Below are 16,963 nucleotides of genomic sequence, written 5' to 3'. Positions count from 1 at the left end.
TTTCAAGATGTCGGATACCCAAGACTTTTCATGGTTCGAAGCGGCCTGGGAACAGCGCGAGGAACAGATCTACCGGAGCTTGTTCGGTGACCTCGGCCCCGGGATCTACCCCCTGGACCCGAGCCTGTTCCGCGACGCCGAAGTCGATCCGCGCTGGCTGACCCATGGGGTCTTCGAGTCGCCCCCCAATGCCCGACGCGAGAGCTGGCTGTACGTCACCTCGGGCCTGTCCAATGCCTGGCACGCGGAGCAACCCGAGCCGGACGGCTGGTCCGGGATGGGTCGCGAGCTGCTGCTGGAAACCCGTGAGCAATCGCCATGGGCGCTGTACCTGCTGCGTCACTTCTGCGCCTACCAACTGTTGTTGTCTGCCGGTCACTTCGGCGAGCGGCCACTGCTGGACGAGTGGGACCGCATGCGCCTGGGCAACCCCATCGACGGTGCCGGCAGCCAGGTCGAGAGCGTGCTGTTCATCGCCGCGCCGGGGTTTCCCGAGACCCAGCAACTGCTCTGCGGGCGTTTCGACTTCCTGCAACTGGTGGGCCTGACCGCAGCGGAACACACCTGGGCGCAGACTGAAGGCTACCCCGAGCTGCTCCAGCGCCTGACCCAGGCCGGTGCCTCGCCGGTGATCGATCCACGGCGCGCCAGCATCCTGTGATGCGCCCGAAACCCGGGGACAAGGGCACGCCTCATCATTTTTCCCGCCACGACGGCTCGTCATGAGGTAGATTCAAAGAGCGAACACCCTCGCAGCGATCGCCGCTTTCTTGCCCTGCCGCTGGAAACCAGCCCCCCGGATACGGGCGGCCCCGCTCACTGCCCCGCTCTTTCGCGCCCCCGCCCCCGGGATCGGTGGCGCCGCTTTCAGGAAATGGATGAATGCCGCAAAGACATGTGATCAATGCTTCGGTCAGCCCGAAAGGCAGCCTGGAGACCCTCTCGCAACGTGAAGTGCAACAACTGAGCGCCGCCAGTTCCGGCAGCATCTACACGCTGTTCCGCCAGTGCGCCCTGGCCATCCTCAATACCGGCGCCCACGTCGACAACGCCAAGACCATCCTCGACGCCTACCACGATTTCGAAGTACGGATTCACCAGCAGGATCGCGGCGTGCGCCTGGAGCTGCTGAACGCTCCGGCCGATGCCTTCGTCGATGGCGAGATGATCGCCAGCACCCGGGAAATGCTCTTCAGCGCCCTGCGCGACATCGTCTACACCGCCAACGAGCTGGACAGCCAGCGCATCGACCTGGAGAGCTCCCAGGGCATCACCGACTACGTTTTCCACCTGCTGCGCAACGCCCGCACCCTGCGTCCCGGCGTGGAGCCCAAGCTGGTGGTGTGCTGGGGCGGCCACTCGATCAACACCGACGAGTACAAGTACACCAAGAAGGTCGGCCACGAGCTGGGCCTGCGCAAGCTGGACATCTGCACCGGCTGCGGCCCCGGCGTGATGAAGGGGCCGATGAAGGGCGCCACCATCGCCCATGCCAAGCAGCGCATGAACGGCAGCCGCTACCTGGGCCTGACCGAGCCGGGCATCATCGCCGCCGAGGCGCCCAACCCCATCGTCAACGAGCTGGTGATCCTGCCGGACATCGAGAAGCGCCTGGAGGCCTTCGTCCGGGTCGGACACGGCATCATCATCTTCCCCGGTGGCGCCGGCACCGCCGAAGAGTTCCTGTACCTGCTGGGCATCCTGATGCACCCGGACAACCGCGACCTGCCGTTCCCGGTGATCCTCACCGGGCCCAAGAGCGCGGCGCCGTACCTGGAGCAGCTCAACGCCTTCGTCCTGGCGACCCTGGGCGAAGCGGCCGGCCAGCACTACCAGGTGATCATCGACAACCCGGCCGAAGTGGCCCGGCAGATGACCGAGGGCCTGAAGACCGTCAAGCAGTTCCGCCGCGAGCGCAACGACGCCTTCCACTTCAACTGGCTGCTGAAGATCGACGAAGGCTTCCAGCACCCGTTCGACCCGACCCACGAAAACATGGCCAACCTGCAACTCAGCCATGCCCTGCCCCCCCATGAACTGGCGGCCAACCTGCGCCGGGCGTTCTCCGGCATCGTCGCCGGTAACGTCAAGGACCAGGGCATCCGCCTGATCGAGCAGAAAGGCCCGTACAGCATCCATGGCGACCCGGCGATCATGCAGCCGCTGGACCAGCTGCTCAAAGCCTTCGTCGATCAGCACCGCATGAAGTTGCCCGGTGGTGCCGCCTACGTGCCCTGCTATCGCGTGGTCAGCTGAGCCCCGATACCCGCCCCGCCGCGCGCCGGCCCATGGCGCGCGGCTCGTCCCTCGATCAAGGCACGGCGCCAACCTCCGCTGATTCGGCTGGCGGCTGCAACTGGCCTTCGAGCTGGCGCCCGAGGTAATACACCCCGGCCATGACCCCATGCTGCGGATCATGCAGTTGCCTGAGCCAGGCCTGGTCGAATGCCTCGCCCAGGTCCCGGCGGGTCTGGGCTTGCAAGTCGGGCCGAGCGTCATCCTGGACCAGCGCCCGGACGCCGGCCACCCCTACCGAGATCAACGCCCCGGCCACACGCCCTACTGCAGCGGCCACGGCACCGGCGACCCCACGCCCGGCGAACTGGGCCTGGAGTTTTTCGCTGGTCTGTTGTGCTACCCGGGGCACGCCCGAAGTACCAGTGGCCTGCTCGGGCAGGCGTAGCTGCTGCAGCAGCGGCCCGTAGGCCGGCAGCCGGACGATCGGCTCGACCTGCAACAACTGGCGCAGGCTGGCCCGCTGGCTCGCCTGCGGTCCCAGGTCGATGGCCATGATCCCTTCCAGGTGCTGGTCCAGCTGCGCCGCCGGCAACTGCAGGCGGGTGCTGACCTGCGCCAGTTGCAGGCGCAGCTGCTGCACGTAGAACTCCATGGCCTGGGCGGTGATCTGGTCGGCATCGATCTCCAGCGCCACCGGCGCCAGCACCCGCTGCTGGTATTGCTCCTGCAGGTATAGCGCCAGGCGCCTGGCAGCCTGGTCGCTGTCGCCGCCACTGTTGAGTGAATACCAGCCGACCTTCAGCGACAGCCACTCCTGGGTCCAGTAGCCGCTGAACCAGGGGATGAAGCTCTCGTCGGTCTGTTGGTAGACCCGGGTTCGCCAATGCTCCATGGAGCCTTGGGCATAGACTTCGGCCTGTGCGGTGGCGCGAGCGGAGGCCTCCAGCAAGGCACGGTCGACCTGGCGCCAGGTAGCCGGGGCCACCGGAGCCGGCGCCACGGGCTCGGGACCGCGGTTGGCGCAACCGGCCAACACCAGCAAGCCCAGGACGAACAACCAGGTTCGACCTCGACCGGCACCCAGCGCTTGTGAGCACACGGCACGTCCCTCCGCTATAGGCGGCGTCGCGCCCATCCGAGCCGCGCCGACCTTTTTCCAGTATAGGTAGCGCGACACAGGTATATTGCCCGCGCGCTCGCGCCACGGACCTGCCGCCCTGCCCAAGGAACCTTCATGCTCTACCGTATCGCCGCCGACAGCCTGGTGCTGTTCCACCTGTCCTTCATCCTCTTCGTACTGCTGGGCGGCCTGCTGGTGCTGCGCCAGCCACGCCTGATGCTGCTGCACCTGCCGGCGGCGGCCTGGGGCGTGGCCGTGGAAGTCGGGCACCTGGAATGCCCGCTGACCCGCTGGGAGAACCTGCTGCGCCATGCCGCCGGACAACAGGGCTACGCCGCCGGATTCATCGAGCATTACCTGATCCCGCTGATCTACCCCGCGGGGCTGACCCCGGGCATCCAGTTGTGGCTCGGCGCCGTGGTGCTGCTGATCAACCTGTCGGTGTACGCCTGGCTGCTCCGACGCTGGCTGCGCCGGCGCCGCGGCTGAAGCCCACGGGGCCGGCCGCTGGCCCCGATTTTCCGCACAACGCACGGGCAGGCCATCCAGGCCTGCGCAACTGGCGCAGGCAGGGCGCTATATAGTTTTGTATATTGCGCTATCGAATCACGAGATCGCCCCATGCCCGCCCCTCCCGCATCCCCGCAATCACGCCCGCAACCGCCGCCGCGCCGCGAACGCCAGTCGCGCATGCGCCATCGGCAGCTGATCCTCGACGCGGCCTGCAACGAATTCGCCGCCAAGGGCTTCAGCGCCTGCCAGACCCTGGACATCGCCCTGCGGGCCGGAGTCCCCAAGGCCAACCTGTATTACTACTTCCACACCAAGGAGAACCTCTACGCCGAGGTCCTCGAACCGTTGCTCGAGCCCCTGGGCCAGGCCTCGGCCCTGTTGGCCGCCAACGCCGAGCCGACGACCGCGCTCACCGCCCATATCACCGCGCGGCTGCGGATCGTGCAGGCATACCCGTTGCGCTCGAAGATTCTCTGCAGCGAACTGCTCCATGGTGCGCAGCAGTTGCCCGATAGCTGGCGCCAGCAACTGCATGCCCAGCAACAGAACGAAATCGCCTGCCTGCGCAGCTGGATCGAGGATGGCCTGATCCAGGCCGTCGCTGCGGAGCACCTGCTGCTGTTCATCGCAGCGACCACCCAGACCTATCCCACCCTCGGCTGGCAGATCGCCCTGATCCAAGGCCGTGGCGAGCCCAGCGACGCCGACTTCCAGGACGTCGCCAGGACCTTGACCCGGATGATCCTGGCCGGCGCCGTGGGCACTTCGGGCATGGGCCAGGACCGGCCGGCCCGGGCACTGGCGGTCTAAGGTTGCGCCAGCTGCGCGCAGGCCTCGCCCAGGGCCTGCCAGGTGGCTTCGTCGGCCGGGATCAGGTGTTCGATGCGCAGCGAAGCGACCGTGATGTCCTGGGGCATGCCGAAGGTGGTGAAGGTGGACAGGAACCGCAGTTCGCCCTGGGGCCCACGGACCCGAGTCAGCAACAGCGGCGCCGACACTTCGGCCGCATCCACCGCCAAAGGCACCGGCAGGGTCGCCAGCAGCGCCGCCAAGCCGGGAGCCTCGCCAGCCTCCCGGGATGCCCGTTGCCAGGCCACCTGGCGGATCTGCTCGGCATTGATCAGGCAATCACCCAAGCCTGCGGGCGCCAACAGCGTCACCAGCAGGTTGAAACCTTCGCCCAGTGCTTGCCGGGGCAGGCCCAGCAACTGGAACAGCGCCTGGGTCGCCCGATTGGCCGCCAGCACCTGCCAGCCGCTGTCGATGACGATCGCCGGCGCCGGGTTGTTGGCTTCCAGCAAATGCAGCAACGCCGTGCGCACCGGGGCCAATCCCGGATCGCTCAATGGCAGCGCGGCATAACGCGGCGCATAGCCGGCGGCGAGAAATACCCGGTTGCGCACTTCCAGGGGCGTTTCCAGGGTATCCAGAAGGCGCTGCAACAAGGCCGGGCTGGGTTGTGCCCGACCGGTCTCGACGCAACTCAGGTGCCGTTGCGACAAGCCGGCCTGCAAGGCCAGGTCCAGCTGGCTCAGGCGCGCCTGATGGCGCAGCCGGCGTAATTGCATGCCTACGGCCTGCCGGTCGATGCGGGAATGCTCGAGGGTATCGATCATGGAGACGGTCATCCGTCGCGCTCCGCCCTCAGCCCAGGGTCTTGCAGAAGATCAGCTCCGGATCCTGCTCGTCGAGGTTTTCGATCACCCCGCTGGGATGGAACCCGGCCTTGGCGATCATGGCCCGGGAGGCCTGGTTCGACTGGTTGCAAGAGATGAACAACCGTGGGGTACGACACGCCTGCTCGGCGGCCAGGAGCAAGCGCAGCGCCACCCCCTGGCGTTGCTGCCAGGGGGCCACGGCCACCAGCGCGACGAAGCCGTATTCGAAGAAATCATGGTTGAGCAGCAGGTAGCCGACTACCTGCCCCTGCGCCACCTCGACCCAGCCCTCACCCCGTGCGACGGCTTGGTCGACCTGTCGCCCCCGAGCCGGATGCTGGCGGGCGTAGGGATCGCACTCGAGCATGGCCGGCACGTCCGTGGGGTCGGCCAGGCGAATCGTTCGGCCAGCGCCGGCTGCTGGGTTCGGCTGGTGGTTGCTCATGGTCGTTCGGTCCTTGAAGAGAGGGGCACGGGCTTTAGCACAACGCATCGGTGCGCGGCTGTCTATGACCTGCGGGGTCATTGAGTGGCGCAGCGCTCGCCACTTAGCCTGTTTGCCTGACGTTGTTCAAGGAGTTTTACCGTGAAAACCACCTTCTGGATGCTCTGTGTCGTGCTGTTCGCCGGCCATGAACTGGACGCCGTGGCCCAGGCCGAATGGCGCCTGCTCTATGGCCTGCGCGACCTCGAGGCAGCGCTGGCCCAGCAGTTGTTCATCGCCTTGCACGTGCCCCTGGGCGTCGCCTTGATGGCCCTGGCCGGACACCCTCGGGCCCGGCTTCGACGCACTACCCGACAGGCCCTGGCCGGATTCGCGGTAATTCATGCCGGGCTGCATTACCGCCTGCAAGAGCACCCGCTGTACCTGTTCGATTCGCTGCTGTCCCAGGGGCTGATCCATGCCTGGGCGGCTGCCGGCCTGGGCTACCTGCTGCTGGACCTGGGAACCCGGCATCCGCGACTCGCCAATGCCCACCGCCCCTGATCGAGGAACACCCATGCCCCGCCCCTATCCCGCGCTCCTGGCCTTGCTGGCTTTCAGCGGCTACACCCTGTTCACCCTGCTGCAGGCCGAGCAGTCGCTGCTGCAATTCGGCCTGCAGCTGCTGTCGCGCCCGGACACCGCGCAAGTGGTGATCGACCTGTACCTGATGGCCATCCTGGCCGGACTGTGGATGCTGCGCGACGCCCGCGCCCGAGGACGATCGGCGAGTTCGGTATGGCCCTACCTGCTGCTCACCGCCGTGTTCGTCTCCATCGGCCCGCTGCTGTACCTGGTGGTCTGCGACTGGCGGGACCAACGCCAGCCCGGGAACGGCTGACGCCGGGGCTCAGATCAGGCGCTGGATCTGCTTGTGACGCCAGACCAGCTTGAAGTAGCTGACCTGCAACACCAGCATCGCCAGGTAGGCCACCGGGAACGCCATCCACACCCCTTGCAGGCCGAACTGCGCATCCAGCAAGTAGGCCGCCGGCAACTGCACCCCGAGGATGCAGAAGATCGAGATCGCCACCGGCATCAGCACCGTGCCGCTGGCGCGCATGATGCCGCCGACCACCGCCTGGAAGCCGAACACCAGCAGGCTCCAGAGCATGATGTGCAACAGGTGCCCCGCCTGGACCAGGGCCGCCTGGTCGATGATGAACAACCCCAGCAGCCAGTGGGAAATCAGGTAGCCCAGCAGCACCAGGGCGCCGGTCAGGCACAGATTGATCAGCAGTCCGGTGCGCAGGATCGGAGTGATGCGCTGCAGTTGTCCGGCACCGATGGCCTGGGCTCCGAGGATCGAGGCGGTGATGGCGATCGACAGCGCCGGGAACTGCACGTAGTTGACGATCTGGGTCACTGCGCCATAGGCCGCGGTAGCCTGGGAACCGTGGTGGTTGACCAGCGCCAGGATCACCAGCTCCGACAGCGAGATCACCACCATCTGCACCCCGGTGGGCAGGCCGATGCGCAGCACCTTGGCCAGGATCGCCCGGTCCAGCTTCAACGCCGCGAACAGCGCCCGATCGAAGGCCAGCGGATGGGGCTGGCCCCGCAGGCGCCAGACCAGAAAGCCCATGGCGATGATGTTACTGGCCAGTCCGGCGAAGGCCGCACTCTGGATCCCCAGGGGCGGCAAGCCCAGCCAGCCCTGGATCAGCGCCGGGGTCAGGAGCAGGCCCACCACGGTCGAGACGATCAGCGCCAGCAAGGGCGACAGGGTATCGCTGACGCCTCGCAGCAACTGGGTGAAGAGCACGAAGACCAGCAGCAACGGCAAGATCAGCATCATCACCCGGGCATAACCCACCGCGTCATCCAGCACGTCCGCCGGCGTGCCCAGGCCCTGCAGCACCGGCCGGGCGAAGAGCATGCCCAGCACCGCTCCCACCAGGCCGATCATGGCCCCGAGCAACAGGGTGCTGCCGGCCACCGACTTGACCGCATCCAGCTCCCGGGCGCCCCAGGCCTGGCCGATCAGCACCGAGGCCCCCGCACCCAGGCCGATCACCAGGGCGATGAAGAAGAACAGGATGGGGAACATGCCCGACACGGCCGCCAGGGCCTGGGTCCCCAACAGCTGGCCGATGTAGATGCCATTGAGGGTGCCGGAGAAAGACTGCAGGAAATTCGACAGCACCATGGGCAGCAGGAAGAGCAAATACACCTGCCAGAGCGGTCGCTGGGGGGCAATGGACATGGAACGGGCAACCTCGAATCAGGGCGATGAAAAAGGGCCACGGCGGCCCGGGTATGACCGACCGCGATTATCAGGCTCGACGGTTCGGCAGGCGCGCGGGGTGGCCGCGCGCGATATGGCCAGCGCCGGTCAGCGGTTCACGTTGACTACCACCCGCCCACGGACCTTGCCCTCGAGCAACTCGGCGGCGACACCGATGGCCTCGCCCAGCGCCACTTCGCGGGTGATCAACTCCAGGTGCTCAAGGTCGACCTCGGCGGCCAACCGCTGCCAGGCATGGACCCGCTCCTGGTATGGCCGGGTCACGCTGTTGATTCCCAACAGGCTGACCCCACGCAAGATGAAAGGTGCCACCGAGGCCGGAAAATCCATGCCCTGGGCCAACCCACAGGCGGCCACCAGGCCATCGGCGGCGGTACCGGCGCAGACGTTGGCCAGGGTATGGCTGCCCACCGAGTCGATGGCCGCCACCCAGCGCTCCTTGGCCAGTGGTCGTCCCGGCAGGGACAGCTCGGCACGCTCGATCACCTGGCTGGCCCCCAGTTGCCGGAGGTAGTCGGCCTCTTCCGGGCGGCCGGTGGCGGCGATCACCGAGTAGCCCAGGCGTGCCAGCAAGCTCACGGCAAAGCTGCCGACCCCGCCACTGGCGCCGGTGACCAGCACCTCGCCCTGCCCCGGGCGCAGGCCGTTACGCTCCAGGGCCAGCAGGCACAGCATGGCGGTGTAGCCGGCCGTGCCGATGGCCATGGCCTGGCGCGGGGTGAAGGCTTGCGGCAGGTGGATCAGCCAGTCGCCCTGCACCCGGGCCTTCTGCGCCAACCCGCCCCAATGGCTTTCGCCCACGCCCCAGCCATTGAGCAAGACCTGGTCGCCTGCCCGCAAGCGAGGGTGGCTGCTGGACTCCACGGTGCCCGCCAGGTCGATGCCGGGGACCATGGGGAACTGGCGCACCACCGGGCTCTTGCCGGTAATCGCCAGGCCGTCCTTGTAGTTCAACGTGCTGTAGGCAACCTGCACACTGACCTCGCCTGCGGGTAGCCGGGCGTCTTCCAGCTGCGTCATATCGGCGCGATAACCTGCAGTGTCTTTGTCGATCACAATGGCGTTGAACATCCGGGACTCCTGCTTGGAAAGTGGTCTGTCGGCAACGGGCAAAGGCCGGGGGCACCAGCGCGGCACAGGGACATGCCGGCGAAGGCGCCATCCTACGCAAGGCCCCGCGTAGCGTCCACGTTGACGCCGACATGGCAAACCCGGGCATCGCGGCGTTACCATTGCGCCCGAGTTTTTGTTGATCGAACGGATTCCCGACCTTGTCCCACCTTCTGGAAAAAGCCGCTGCCCGTGGCGACCTCGCCGCACTGACCCGCCTGCTGGATGCCGGCGCAGACATCGAATGGAAGCACAAGGGAACCGGCCGCACCGCACTGCTGGCGGCCACCATCGCCGGCCGCCTGCCCGCCGTGGCATTGCTGCTGCAGCGTGGCGCCAACCCGCAACAACCCTGCAAGGCCTTGGGCTACAGCTCGCTGTCCTGGGCTGCCGGCAACGGTGCTTGCGCCATCGCCAAGCTGCTGATCGAACACGGCGCAGCCCTCGACCAGGTCTCCCCAGACCTGCGGCGCAGTGCCTTGATGAATGCCGCCCAGGGCGGCCACGCCGAGATGGTCAGCCTGCTGCTGCAGGCCGGGGCCGATGCCCAGCTGCTGGACTTCCAGCAGCGCAACGCCTGGTCCCTGGCCGAAGACAAGGGCCACGAGCGGATCATGCACTTGCTCGCCCAAGCCGGGGCCGGAGCCCAGCAACCCAGCGTGCCCGCGCCGCACCTGCCCTGGCCGGAACTGCCGGCCACTGGCGACAGCAGCGCCGACCCGGTCACCCAGGTACGAGCCTATACCCTGGCCCTGGAGGCCTGGGAACGGCGCGGCAAGGCCCAGGCACGCGACGGCCTGGACCAGGACTTCTGGGCCGAGCCCCGGCAGCTGCTGGAGCGCTTCTGCACCCAGCGCGACAGGGCCTACGCCCGCGCCTCCTATGGCTCGCCCACCACCTACTCGAAGGACAACGAACTGCTGGCCTGCCAACTGCTCAAGCCGAGCCAGGCCGAAGTGCTGATCCGCGACCCCGCTTCGCGCAGGCTGCGCTACGAGTACCGGTTCCTGGTCAAGCTGGCGGCCGGGCAATGGCGGATCGACAACGTCAAGCGGCGCCTGGCCGGCACCGAGAAATGGGAAAACACCCTTCTTTGAATCGCATGTACACAAGGACCCATGCCCGATGAAATACGACGACGCCTCCTGGCACTACGGCGGTGACTTTCCCAGCGACCTGCCACCGAGCGCCGGGGGCACCCATATCGGCCTGTTCCTGGCCTGGATGCTGCTCAACGGCTTTGCCAGCGAAGAACTTGAAGAAGATGCCGCCGAGGAACTGGCGCAGCTACGTTCACGCAAACTCGACGGCCGTGAGTTCCTGTTCAAGATGCTCGATGAAAGGCTCTACGACGAAGACTTCAACGCCGAAGGCAATGCCTTCGCTGCTGCCTACTATGCGGGAAAGAACAGCAACGTCCGCTACAGCGAGGACTATGAGCAGCTCCTGGCGCCAGTCCCCGATACGATCTACCGGGTGGAGAACAGCTGGAGCAACTACGACCTGCTCGCTCCGGTGCTCGATGGCCGGCTGGCGCAATGGCGAGCCATGGGCCGCCCGGAACACCTGGACTGAACCGCGCCGGCCGGCAATTGTGGTTAAATGCCGCCCCGAAAAATTGCCGGTCGCGCCGATGAACCCTCAAGCCCTCGCCACCCTCAACCAACACCTGCTGGACGCCCTGGCCAGCGCCCCAAGCGAAACCCGGCGCCTGTTCCACGGGCGCGGGCGCTGCTGGCCGGGCCTGGAACAAGTGACCGTGGATTGGCTGCAAGGCGTGCTGCTGGTGTCGCTGTTCAAGGAAGTGCAAGCCGGGGACCTGGCTGCCTTGAAACAGCTGCTGGTGGACCTGGGCACCACCGCGCAGTGGCAGGCCAGCGGCGCCACCAGCCTGATGCTGCAACACCGCTACCTGCCCGACAGCCTCGGCGAATGGTTGCTGGGCGAGCCGGTGGAATCCTGCACCATCACCGAGGAAGGCCTGGATTACCGGGTGGACCTGGGCAGCAAGCAGAACAACGGCTTGTTCCTCGACATGCGCTACGGGCGCAACTGGGTGCGGGCCAATGCCCAGGGCCTGAAGGTGCTGAACCTGTTCGCCTACACCTGCGGATTCTCGGTGGCGGCGATCGCCGGCGGGGCCGAGAAGGTGGTCAACCTCGACATGTCCCGGGCGGCCCTGAGCCGTGGCCGCGACAACCATCGGCTCAACGGCCACGACCTGGGCCGGGTGGGCTTCCTCGGCCATGACCTGTTCAAGTCCTGGGGCAAGGTCAAGCAAGGCGGCCCTTACGACCTGGTGATCATCGACCCGCCCTCCTTCCAGAAAGGCAGCTTCGTGCTGAGCAAGGACTACGCGCGAGTGCTGCGGCGCCTGCCGGAGTTGCTGACGCCGACGGGCCGGGTGCTGGCCTGCATGAACGATCCGGCGTTCAGCGTGGAGTTCCTGCTGGACGGCATGGCCGAGGCCGCGCCAGGGCTGCGTTTCGAACAGCGCCTGGACAACCCGCCGGAATTTCCCGATGCCGATGCGCAATGCGGCCTGAAGGCCCTGGTGTTCAACCAGCCAGCGTAGCCGTGGCGGCCACCGAGCCAGCCTGGCGGCGCAGTTGATCGACCGCATCGTCCTTTTTACGGCCGCTGCGCGCCCGGGCGCAGCCTCGCCAGCTCGGCACGAGCTTCCAGGATCGGCGCGGGGTTAGAGTGGCATCCGGTATTCGATGAATCCCGAATTGTCCGCCACCCAGTCATAGAGCTTTTGCGCGCGCTTGTTGGTGGCGTGGGTGTGCCAGTACAGCCGTGCGCAATCGTGTTGGCGGGCAAAGGCCTGGACCCACTCGATCAGCTGTTTGCCAGTGCCGCCGCCACGGATCTGCGGCGCCACGTACAGGTCCTCCAGGTAGCAGAAGTCCGTGGTGGCCCAGGTCGAACGGTGCAGCACGGAGTTGACGAACCCCACCAACTCGCCACCTTGCACCGCCACCGCCGAATACACCGGCTCCCGGGGGTCGAAGAAACGCTCGAACGTGCGCTGGCTCACCTGTTCCGAAAGGCTTACCTGATAGAAATCCTGGTAAGCCAGCCACAATTGCTGCCATTGCTCCCGATCTTCGGCCTGGATGGCCCGTACCACTACCGTCTGTTGCTGCTCGCCCATGACGCTCTCCTCATGAAAAACCGGAAACAACACTGCTTCCCGGGGATATCGAAGAGCGCCAGCTTAGGCAGCTAACGGCCTGTTGTAGCAGGCCAATTCTAATTTCAACAGCAGACCACTTGCCCTCGCCTGCCAGCACCTCACAACGCTGGCAACTGATGGGTGACGCAATGGATGCCACCCCCGCCTGCGGCGATGGCATCGATATCCAGCTGCACCACCTCGCGCCCGGGGTAGAGCTGGCTGAGCAGGTCGTGGGCCTTGGCGTCGGCCACCGGATCGCCGAACTCCGGGGCGATCACCGCGCCGTTGATCACGAAGTAATTGATGTAGCCCGCGGCGAAGTCTTCGTTGCCCCGGCTGAAGCGGCTCTTGCGCGGATTCAAGGGCGGCGACAGGGTGTGCACCTTGAGCTTGCGGCCATCGGCATCGGTGGCGTTGCGCAGGATCTCCAGGTGCGCGCGGGTCACCGCGTGGTCGTAGGAGTCCGGATCGTTGTCGAGGTTGGCCACCACCACCCCGGGAGCCGCGAAGCGCGCATAGAAGTCGACGTGGGCATCGGTGATGTCGTGCCCCTTGATCCCCGGCAGCCAGATGATCTTGCGCAGGCCCAGGTAAGCCTTGAGCTCGGCCTCGACCTCGGCCTTGCTCCAGTCGGGGTTGCGATTGCGGTTGATCCAGCTGCTCTCGGTCATGATCCCGGTGCCGTGGCCATCCACCTCGATACCGCCGCCCTCGCCCACCAGTTCGCTGCGCAAGTAGGTGGCGCGTGCGCCATCGGCGACCTGGCGTCCCAGGCGCGCATCCCGGGAATGGCGCTGCTTGTTGCCCCAACCGTTGAAGTTGAAGTCCACTGCGCCCAGCTCGCCTCGGGAGTCGACCACGAAGTTGGCGCCGATATCGCGCATCCAGATATCGTCCAGCTCGGTGATCACATAGGTGACGTTGCGAGTGCCACACAGCTCCTCGGCCAGGTCGCGCTCATGCTCGCGGCAGAACAGGGTCAGCGGCTCATGGGCGGCAATCGCCCGGGCGATCCGGCCCTGGGCCTCCTGCACATCGCCAGTGAAGTCTTCCCAGATCGCATCCTGGGCACCGAAGGCCATGAAGGCCCGCTGGTGACGATCGCCTTCGTCGGGCATGACCCAGTCCTCCTGTTCCTGTTCTTGGGCCAAGACCCGACGGGCGCCCAGGCCCAGGGTAGTCACGGCGGCGAAACCGGCCAGTAGCGAGGCCTGTTTGATGAATGTACGTCGGGTCGACATCGGTCTTTCTCTCAAGGGGGATTGCATGAAGTGGAACGGCTCAGGGTGCTTTTATCGTAGCCGTCTTGAACTGGGTCCAGATGCGCATTCGGGCCCGCATGTCGGCCTGGGGAATATCGCGCCCCGGCACCAGGCGGGCAAAGGTCGCGGCATCCGGGTAGATATCCGGGTTGCCCACCATCCGTGGATCGATCTGCGGCCGCGCCTTGGCATTGGCCGTGGGGTAGCCGGTGAAGTTGCTGATGGCCGCCATGTTCTGCGGGCGCATGACGAAGTTGATGAAGGCATAGGCGTACTCCGGGTGCCGGGCATCCTTGGGGATCGCCATGGTGTCCATCCACACCGTGGTGCCCTCACGCGGGATGCGGTACTGGAAGTCCACCGGCTTGCCGGCTCCGTCGGCGGCGCGCTGGGCCTGGGTCACATCGCCGCTGTAGCCCAGGGACAGGCACAGGTTGCCATTGACCAGGTCGGTCACTGGCTGCGACTGGAACTTGCGGATGTACGGCCGCAGCTTGAGCAACAGCTCGCTGGCCGCTTGCAGGTCTGCCGGCTTGGCGCTGCGCGGATCGCGCCCCAGGTAGTTGAGCGCCACCGCCAGTACTTCGTCGGGCGAGTCGATCACCGAGATCCCGCAATCGGCGAAATGCGCCGCCAGCTCCGGCTTGAACAGCAGGTCCAGGCTGTTGACCGGTGCATTGGGCAAGCGTTGGGCGATCTGCCCGGCGTTGTAGGTCAGGCCGATGGTGCCCCAGGTATAGGGCACCGTGGCCTGGCTGGCCCGGGGGTACTGCTTGCGCAAGGCTTGCAGGCCGGGCTCGATGTCGTCCATTTGCGCAAGCTTGGCGGGGTCGAGGTTCTGCAGGCTGCCAGCACGCATCAGTCGCTCGGCCACGGTGTCGCCGGGGAAGATCAGGTCGTAGCCACTGCCGCCAGTCATCAGCTTGGCCTCCAGGACCTCGCTGCCTTCCATGACGTCGTAGATCACCTTGATCCCGGTCTCGGCGGTAAAACGCGCCAGGGTGTCCTGGGCGAAGTAGTCGGCCCAGTTGTACAAGCGCAGGGTCTTTTCTTCAGGCGCGGCCTGGACCTGCGCGGCCATCAATGCCAGTGCCAGCGCGCCAAGGCGCAATGTGCCGATGCGGTTCATGCTCATGCCTCCCGAGGGTTCCAGCGTGAATGCAGGTGTTGGCCGTCGAGGCTCAGCAAGGGCCCGTACATTTCCGGACGACGATCACGGAAGATGCCCCAGGTCCGGCGCTCCTCGGCCATGGCCGCCAGGTCCAGCTCATGCAAGAGCATGCCGGTGGTGTCGCGGTCGGCCTCGGCCAGCAGCCGGCCCTTGTGGTCAGAGATGAACGAGGAACCGTAGAACTGCATGTGCAGCTCTGAGTCGCTGCGAGCCACTTCCCGCCCGACGCGGTTGGCCGCCACCACCGGCAGCAGGTTGGCCGCGGCGTGCCCACGCATGGTCATCTGCCAGTGATCCTTCGAGTCCAGGTCGGCGGCGCCAGGCTCCGAACCGATGGCCGTGGGGAACAGCAGCACCTCGGCACCCTGCAAGGCCAGGCAACGGGCGGTTTCCGGGAACCACTGGTCCCAGCAGATGCCCACGCCCAGGCGGCCGAACGCCGTGTCCCAGACCTTGAAGCCGGTGTCGCCGGGGCTGAAGTACTCCTTCTCCTGGTAACCGATGGCGTTGGGGATGTGGGTCTTGCGGTACACCCCGAGCAGGCGTCCGTCGGCATCGGCCACGCTCAGGGAATTGAAGTAGGCAGTGCCGGCCCGCTCGAACCAGCTCAGCGGCAACACCACCCCCAGCTCCTTGGCCAGGGCGGCAAAGCGCTTGAGTAAGCGGCTCTGGCCATACTCTTCGGCCAGTGCCAGGTGCCGGTGCTGCTGTTCGATGCAGAAGTACGGCGTGGCGAACAGCTCCTGCAGCAGGATCACCTGCCCGCCCCGGGCCGCGGCCTCGCGCACCAGTTGCTCGGCGCGCTCGAGGTTGTCCGCCAGGTCCCAGGTACAGGGCATCTGCAACGTCGCGACGGTCAAGTTGCTCATGCCGACACCTCCAGTGGCCAGCGCGGTTGCTGCTGGGTGATGCAATGCACGCCACCACCGCCATGGGCCAGGTGGTTGATCTGCACCGGCACCACTTGCCGCCCGGGGAAGGCCTTGGCCAAGACCTGGGCCGCGACCTGATCGGCCTCGATGCCATAGGCCGGCATGATGATTGCGCCGTTGGCGATGTAGAAGTTGGTATAGGAAGCGCAGAACACCTCGGCCTGGGTGTCCACCGCGGCAGTGGCTTCGAACAACTCCACCAGTTCGAAGGCGCGGCCCTGGGCATCCCGGGCCAGCTCCAGGGCACGGCGGTTCTCGCGCACCACGTCGGCGTACACCGAGCCTTGGTCATGGGTGGCGTCCACCAGCAGCAGGCCGGGACGGGCGAAGGCACAGACGCCATCGACATGGCCATCGGTCATGTCGCCGGTGACGTAGTCCGGATCGCCGGGCAGCCAGATGGTTTTCTTCACCCCCAGCAGGCGCTCGAAGATCTCTTCCATCTCGGCCTTGCCCAGGCCCGGGTTGCGATTGGGATTGAGCAGTACCGACTCGGTGGTGATCAGGGTGCCTTCGCCGTCCACATGGATGGCGCCGCCTTCGTTGGCCAGGTGGGTGCCGAAGCAGTCCAGCCCCAGCTGGTCGAGCAGGCGCCGGGCCAGGCTGCGGTCCAGCTCGTGGACCGACTTGCCACCCCAGGCATTGAAGCGCCAGCTGACGCCGGCCAGCCCGTGCTGGGGATGGCAGACGAAACTCGGCCCGGAGTCGCGGCACCAGCTGTCGTCCACGGCCTGGACCACCAGCTCGACGTTGGCGCCGCAGTGGCGCCGGGCGCTCTCCAGGGCCGAAGGATCGACCACCAGCTTGACCGGCTCGAAACGTGCGATGGCATTGGCCACCCGGGCGAAATCCGCCTGTACGTCGGCCAGGGTCACGCCCCAGCCCGACTCCCACAGGTCCTGGTTATGGGGCCAGACCATCCAGGTCGCCGCGTGGGGCACCCACTCGGCGGGCATCCGCCAACCGCTGTTTCGACTGTCATTGCTGTACATGGGAATCGCGCCTCTCGATTAAGGTTTTGTTATCAGCCAACAAATACCGGTGCA

The 16,963-nt window shown here is 66.4% G+C and carries 19 protein-coding genes; 9 read left to right on the top strand and 10 right to left on the bottom strand.

Features of this window, described 5'->3' with window-relative positions:
• Window positions 1–7: 7 nt before the first annotated feature.
• Both C4K40_RS12080 and ppnN read left to right on the top strand, forming a co-directional pair.
• A complete protein-coding gene (locus C4K40_RS12080) occupies window positions 8–661 on the top strand; it encodes a suppressor of fused domain protein (protein WP_022643800.1) in 654 nt (217 codons plus the stop codon).
• A gap of 221 nt (window positions 662–882) precedes the next feature.
• On the top strand, window positions 883–2,256 hold the full coding sequence (ppnN, locus tag C4K40_RS12075; RefSeq protein ID WP_022643799.1) for a nucleotide 5'-monophosphate nucleosidase PpnN: 1,374 nt from the start codon (window positions 883–885) through the stop codon (window positions 2,254–2,256).
• Between the two features lie 55 nt (window positions 2,257–2,311).
• On the opposite strand, the gene C4K40_RS12070 is transcribed toward ppnN, so the two are convergent.
• The gene (locus C4K40_RS12070; RefSeq protein WP_256224235.1) at window positions 2,312–3,337 is read right to left on the bottom strand and encodes a hypothetical protein; all 1,026 of its coding nucleotides are present in this window, start codon (window positions 3,335–3,337) and stop codon (window positions 2,312–2,314) included.
• A gap of 135 nt (window positions 3,338–3,472) precedes the next feature.
• Here C4K40_RS12070 and C4K40_RS12065 point away from each other — a divergent pair, with 135 nt between their 5' ends.
• Together C4K40_RS12065 and C4K40_RS12060 are read left to right on the top strand one after the other, a co-directional pair.
• On the top strand, window positions 3,473–3,847 hold the full coding sequence (locus tag C4K40_RS12065) for a DUF2784 domain-containing protein (RefSeq protein WP_053136222.1): 375 nt from the start codon (window positions 3,473–3,475) through the stop codon (window positions 3,845–3,847).
• A gap of 132 nt (window positions 3,848–3,979) precedes the next feature.
• Entirely contained in the window at window positions 3,980–4,681 is a 702-nt protein-coding gene (locus C4K40_RS12060; protein ID WP_083456976.1) for a TetR/AcrR family transcriptional regulator, read from the top strand.
• Here the strand turns inward: C4K40_RS12060 and C4K40_RS12055 are convergent.
• Window positions 4,678–5,499, bottom strand: a complete 822-nt coding sequence (locus C4K40_RS12055; RefSeq protein WP_124421297.1) for a helix-turn-helix domain-containing protein — start codon at window positions 5,497–5,499, stop codon at window positions 4,678–4,680. The two genes, C4K40_RS12060 and C4K40_RS12055, sit on opposite strands and share 4 nt — an antisense overlap.
• A gap of 16 nt (window positions 5,500–5,515) precedes the next feature.
• A complete protein-coding gene (locus C4K40_RS12050) occupies window positions 5,516–5,974 on the bottom strand; it encodes a GNAT family N-acetyltransferase (protein ID WP_053136225.1) in 459 nt (152 codons plus the stop codon).
• Window positions 5,975–6,115: 141 nt separating this feature from the next.
• Between C4K40_RS12050 and C4K40_RS12045 the strand changes: the two genes are divergently transcribed.
• Together C4K40_RS12045 and C4K40_RS12040 are read left to right on the top strand one after the other, a co-directional pair.
• Window positions 6,116–6,517: a DUF6713 family protein gene (locus tag C4K40_RS12045; protein ID WP_053136228.1), complete on the top strand. Its 402-nt coding sequence runs from the start codon at window positions 6,116–6,118 to the stop codon at window positions 6,515–6,517.
• Between the two features lie 13 nt (window positions 6,518–6,530).
• Window positions 6,531–6,854 carry a DUF2834 domain-containing protein gene (locus C4K40_RS12040; RefSeq protein ID WP_053136231.1) on the top strand — a complete coding sequence of 108 codons (324 nt, stop codon included), beginning with the start codon at window positions 6,531–6,533 and terminating at the stop codon, window positions 6,852–6,854.
• 9 nt (window positions 6,855–6,863) lie between these two features.
• On the opposite strand, the gene C4K40_RS12035 is transcribed toward C4K40_RS12040, so the two are convergent.
• Window positions 6,864–8,219: an MATE family efflux transporter gene (locus tag C4K40_RS12035; RefSeq protein WP_053136234.1), complete on the bottom strand. Its 1,356-nt coding sequence runs from the start codon at window positions 8,217–8,219 to the stop codon at window positions 6,864–6,866.
• Between the two features lie 129 nt (window positions 8,220–8,348).
• Entirely contained in the window at window positions 8,349–9,332 is a 984-nt protein-coding gene (locus C4K40_RS12030; protein ID WP_053136236.1) for an MDR family oxidoreductase, read from the bottom strand.
• A gap of 200 nt (window positions 9,333–9,532) precedes the next feature.
• On the opposite strand from C4K40_RS12030, the gene C4K40_RS12025 reads away from it, so the two are divergent.
• The 3 genes from C4K40_RS12025 to C4K40_RS12015 are packed head-to-tail and all read left to right on the top strand — an operon-like array spanning window position 9,533 to window position 11,946.
• Window positions 9,533–10,468 (top strand): ankyrin repeat domain-containing protein, encoded by a 936-nt coding sequence (locus tag C4K40_RS12025; protein WP_053136239.1) that lies wholly within the window; start codon window positions 9,533–9,535, stop codon window positions 10,466–10,468.
• 28 nt (window positions 10,469–10,496) lie between these two features.
• Window positions 10,497–10,946 carry a hypothetical protein gene (locus C4K40_RS12020; protein ID WP_053136242.1) on the top strand — a complete coding sequence of 150 codons (450 nt, stop codon included), beginning with the start codon at window positions 10,497–10,499 and terminating at the stop codon, window positions 10,944–10,946.
• A gap of 58 nt (window positions 10,947–11,004) precedes the next feature.
• Entirely contained in the window at window positions 11,005–11,946 is a 942-nt protein-coding gene (locus C4K40_RS12015; RefSeq protein ID WP_053136244.1) for a class I SAM-dependent methyltransferase, read from the top strand.
• Window positions 11,947–12,069: 123 nt separating this feature from the next.
• Here the strand turns inward: C4K40_RS12015 and C4K40_RS12010 are convergent, their stop codons facing one another.
• From C4K40_RS12010 to C4K40_RS11990, 5 genes are all read right to left on the bottom strand, one after another.
• Window positions 12,070–12,528 (bottom strand): GNAT family N-acetyltransferase, encoded by a 459-nt coding sequence (locus tag C4K40_RS12010; protein ID WP_053136247.1) that lies wholly within the window; start codon window positions 12,526–12,528, stop codon window positions 12,070–12,072.
• A gap of 140 nt (window positions 12,529–12,668) precedes the next feature.
• A complete protein-coding gene (locus C4K40_RS12005; protein ID WP_053136251.1) occupies window positions 12,669–13,793 on the bottom strand; it encodes an agmatine/peptidylarginine deiminase in 1,125 nt (374 codons plus the stop codon).
• Window positions 13,794–13,833: 40 nt separating this feature from the next.
• A complete protein-coding gene (locus C4K40_RS12000; protein WP_053136253.1) occupies window positions 13,834–14,943 on the bottom strand; it encodes an extracellular solute-binding protein in 1,110 nt (369 codons plus the stop codon).
• A 2-nt stretch (window positions 14,944–14,945) separates the two neighbouring features.
• A complete protein-coding gene (aguB, locus tag C4K40_RS11995) occupies window positions 14,946–15,854 on the bottom strand; it encodes an N-carbamoylputrescine amidase (protein ID WP_053136256.1) in 909 nt (302 codons plus the stop codon).
• Window positions 15,851–16,909 carry an agmatine/peptidylarginine deiminase gene (locus C4K40_RS11990; RefSeq protein WP_053136259.1) on the bottom strand — a complete coding sequence of 353 codons (1,059 nt, stop codon included), beginning with the start codon at window positions 16,907–16,909 and terminating at the stop codon, window positions 15,851–15,853. Before C4K40_RS11990 ends, aguB begins: the two co-directional genes overlap by 4 nt.
• Between the last annotated feature and the right edge of the window lie 54 nt (window positions 16,910–16,963).

Source organism: Pseudomonas sp. CMR5c (genome assembly GCF_003850545.1).
In the GTDB taxonomy this organism is placed as follows: Bacteria; Pseudomonadota; Gammaproteobacteria; order Pseudomonadales; family Pseudomonadaceae; genus Aquipseudomonas; species Aquipseudomonas piscis.
The sequence above is the reverse complement of the archived record's forward strand: the minus strand, read 5'-3'. Positions and strand labels throughout refer to the sequence as shown.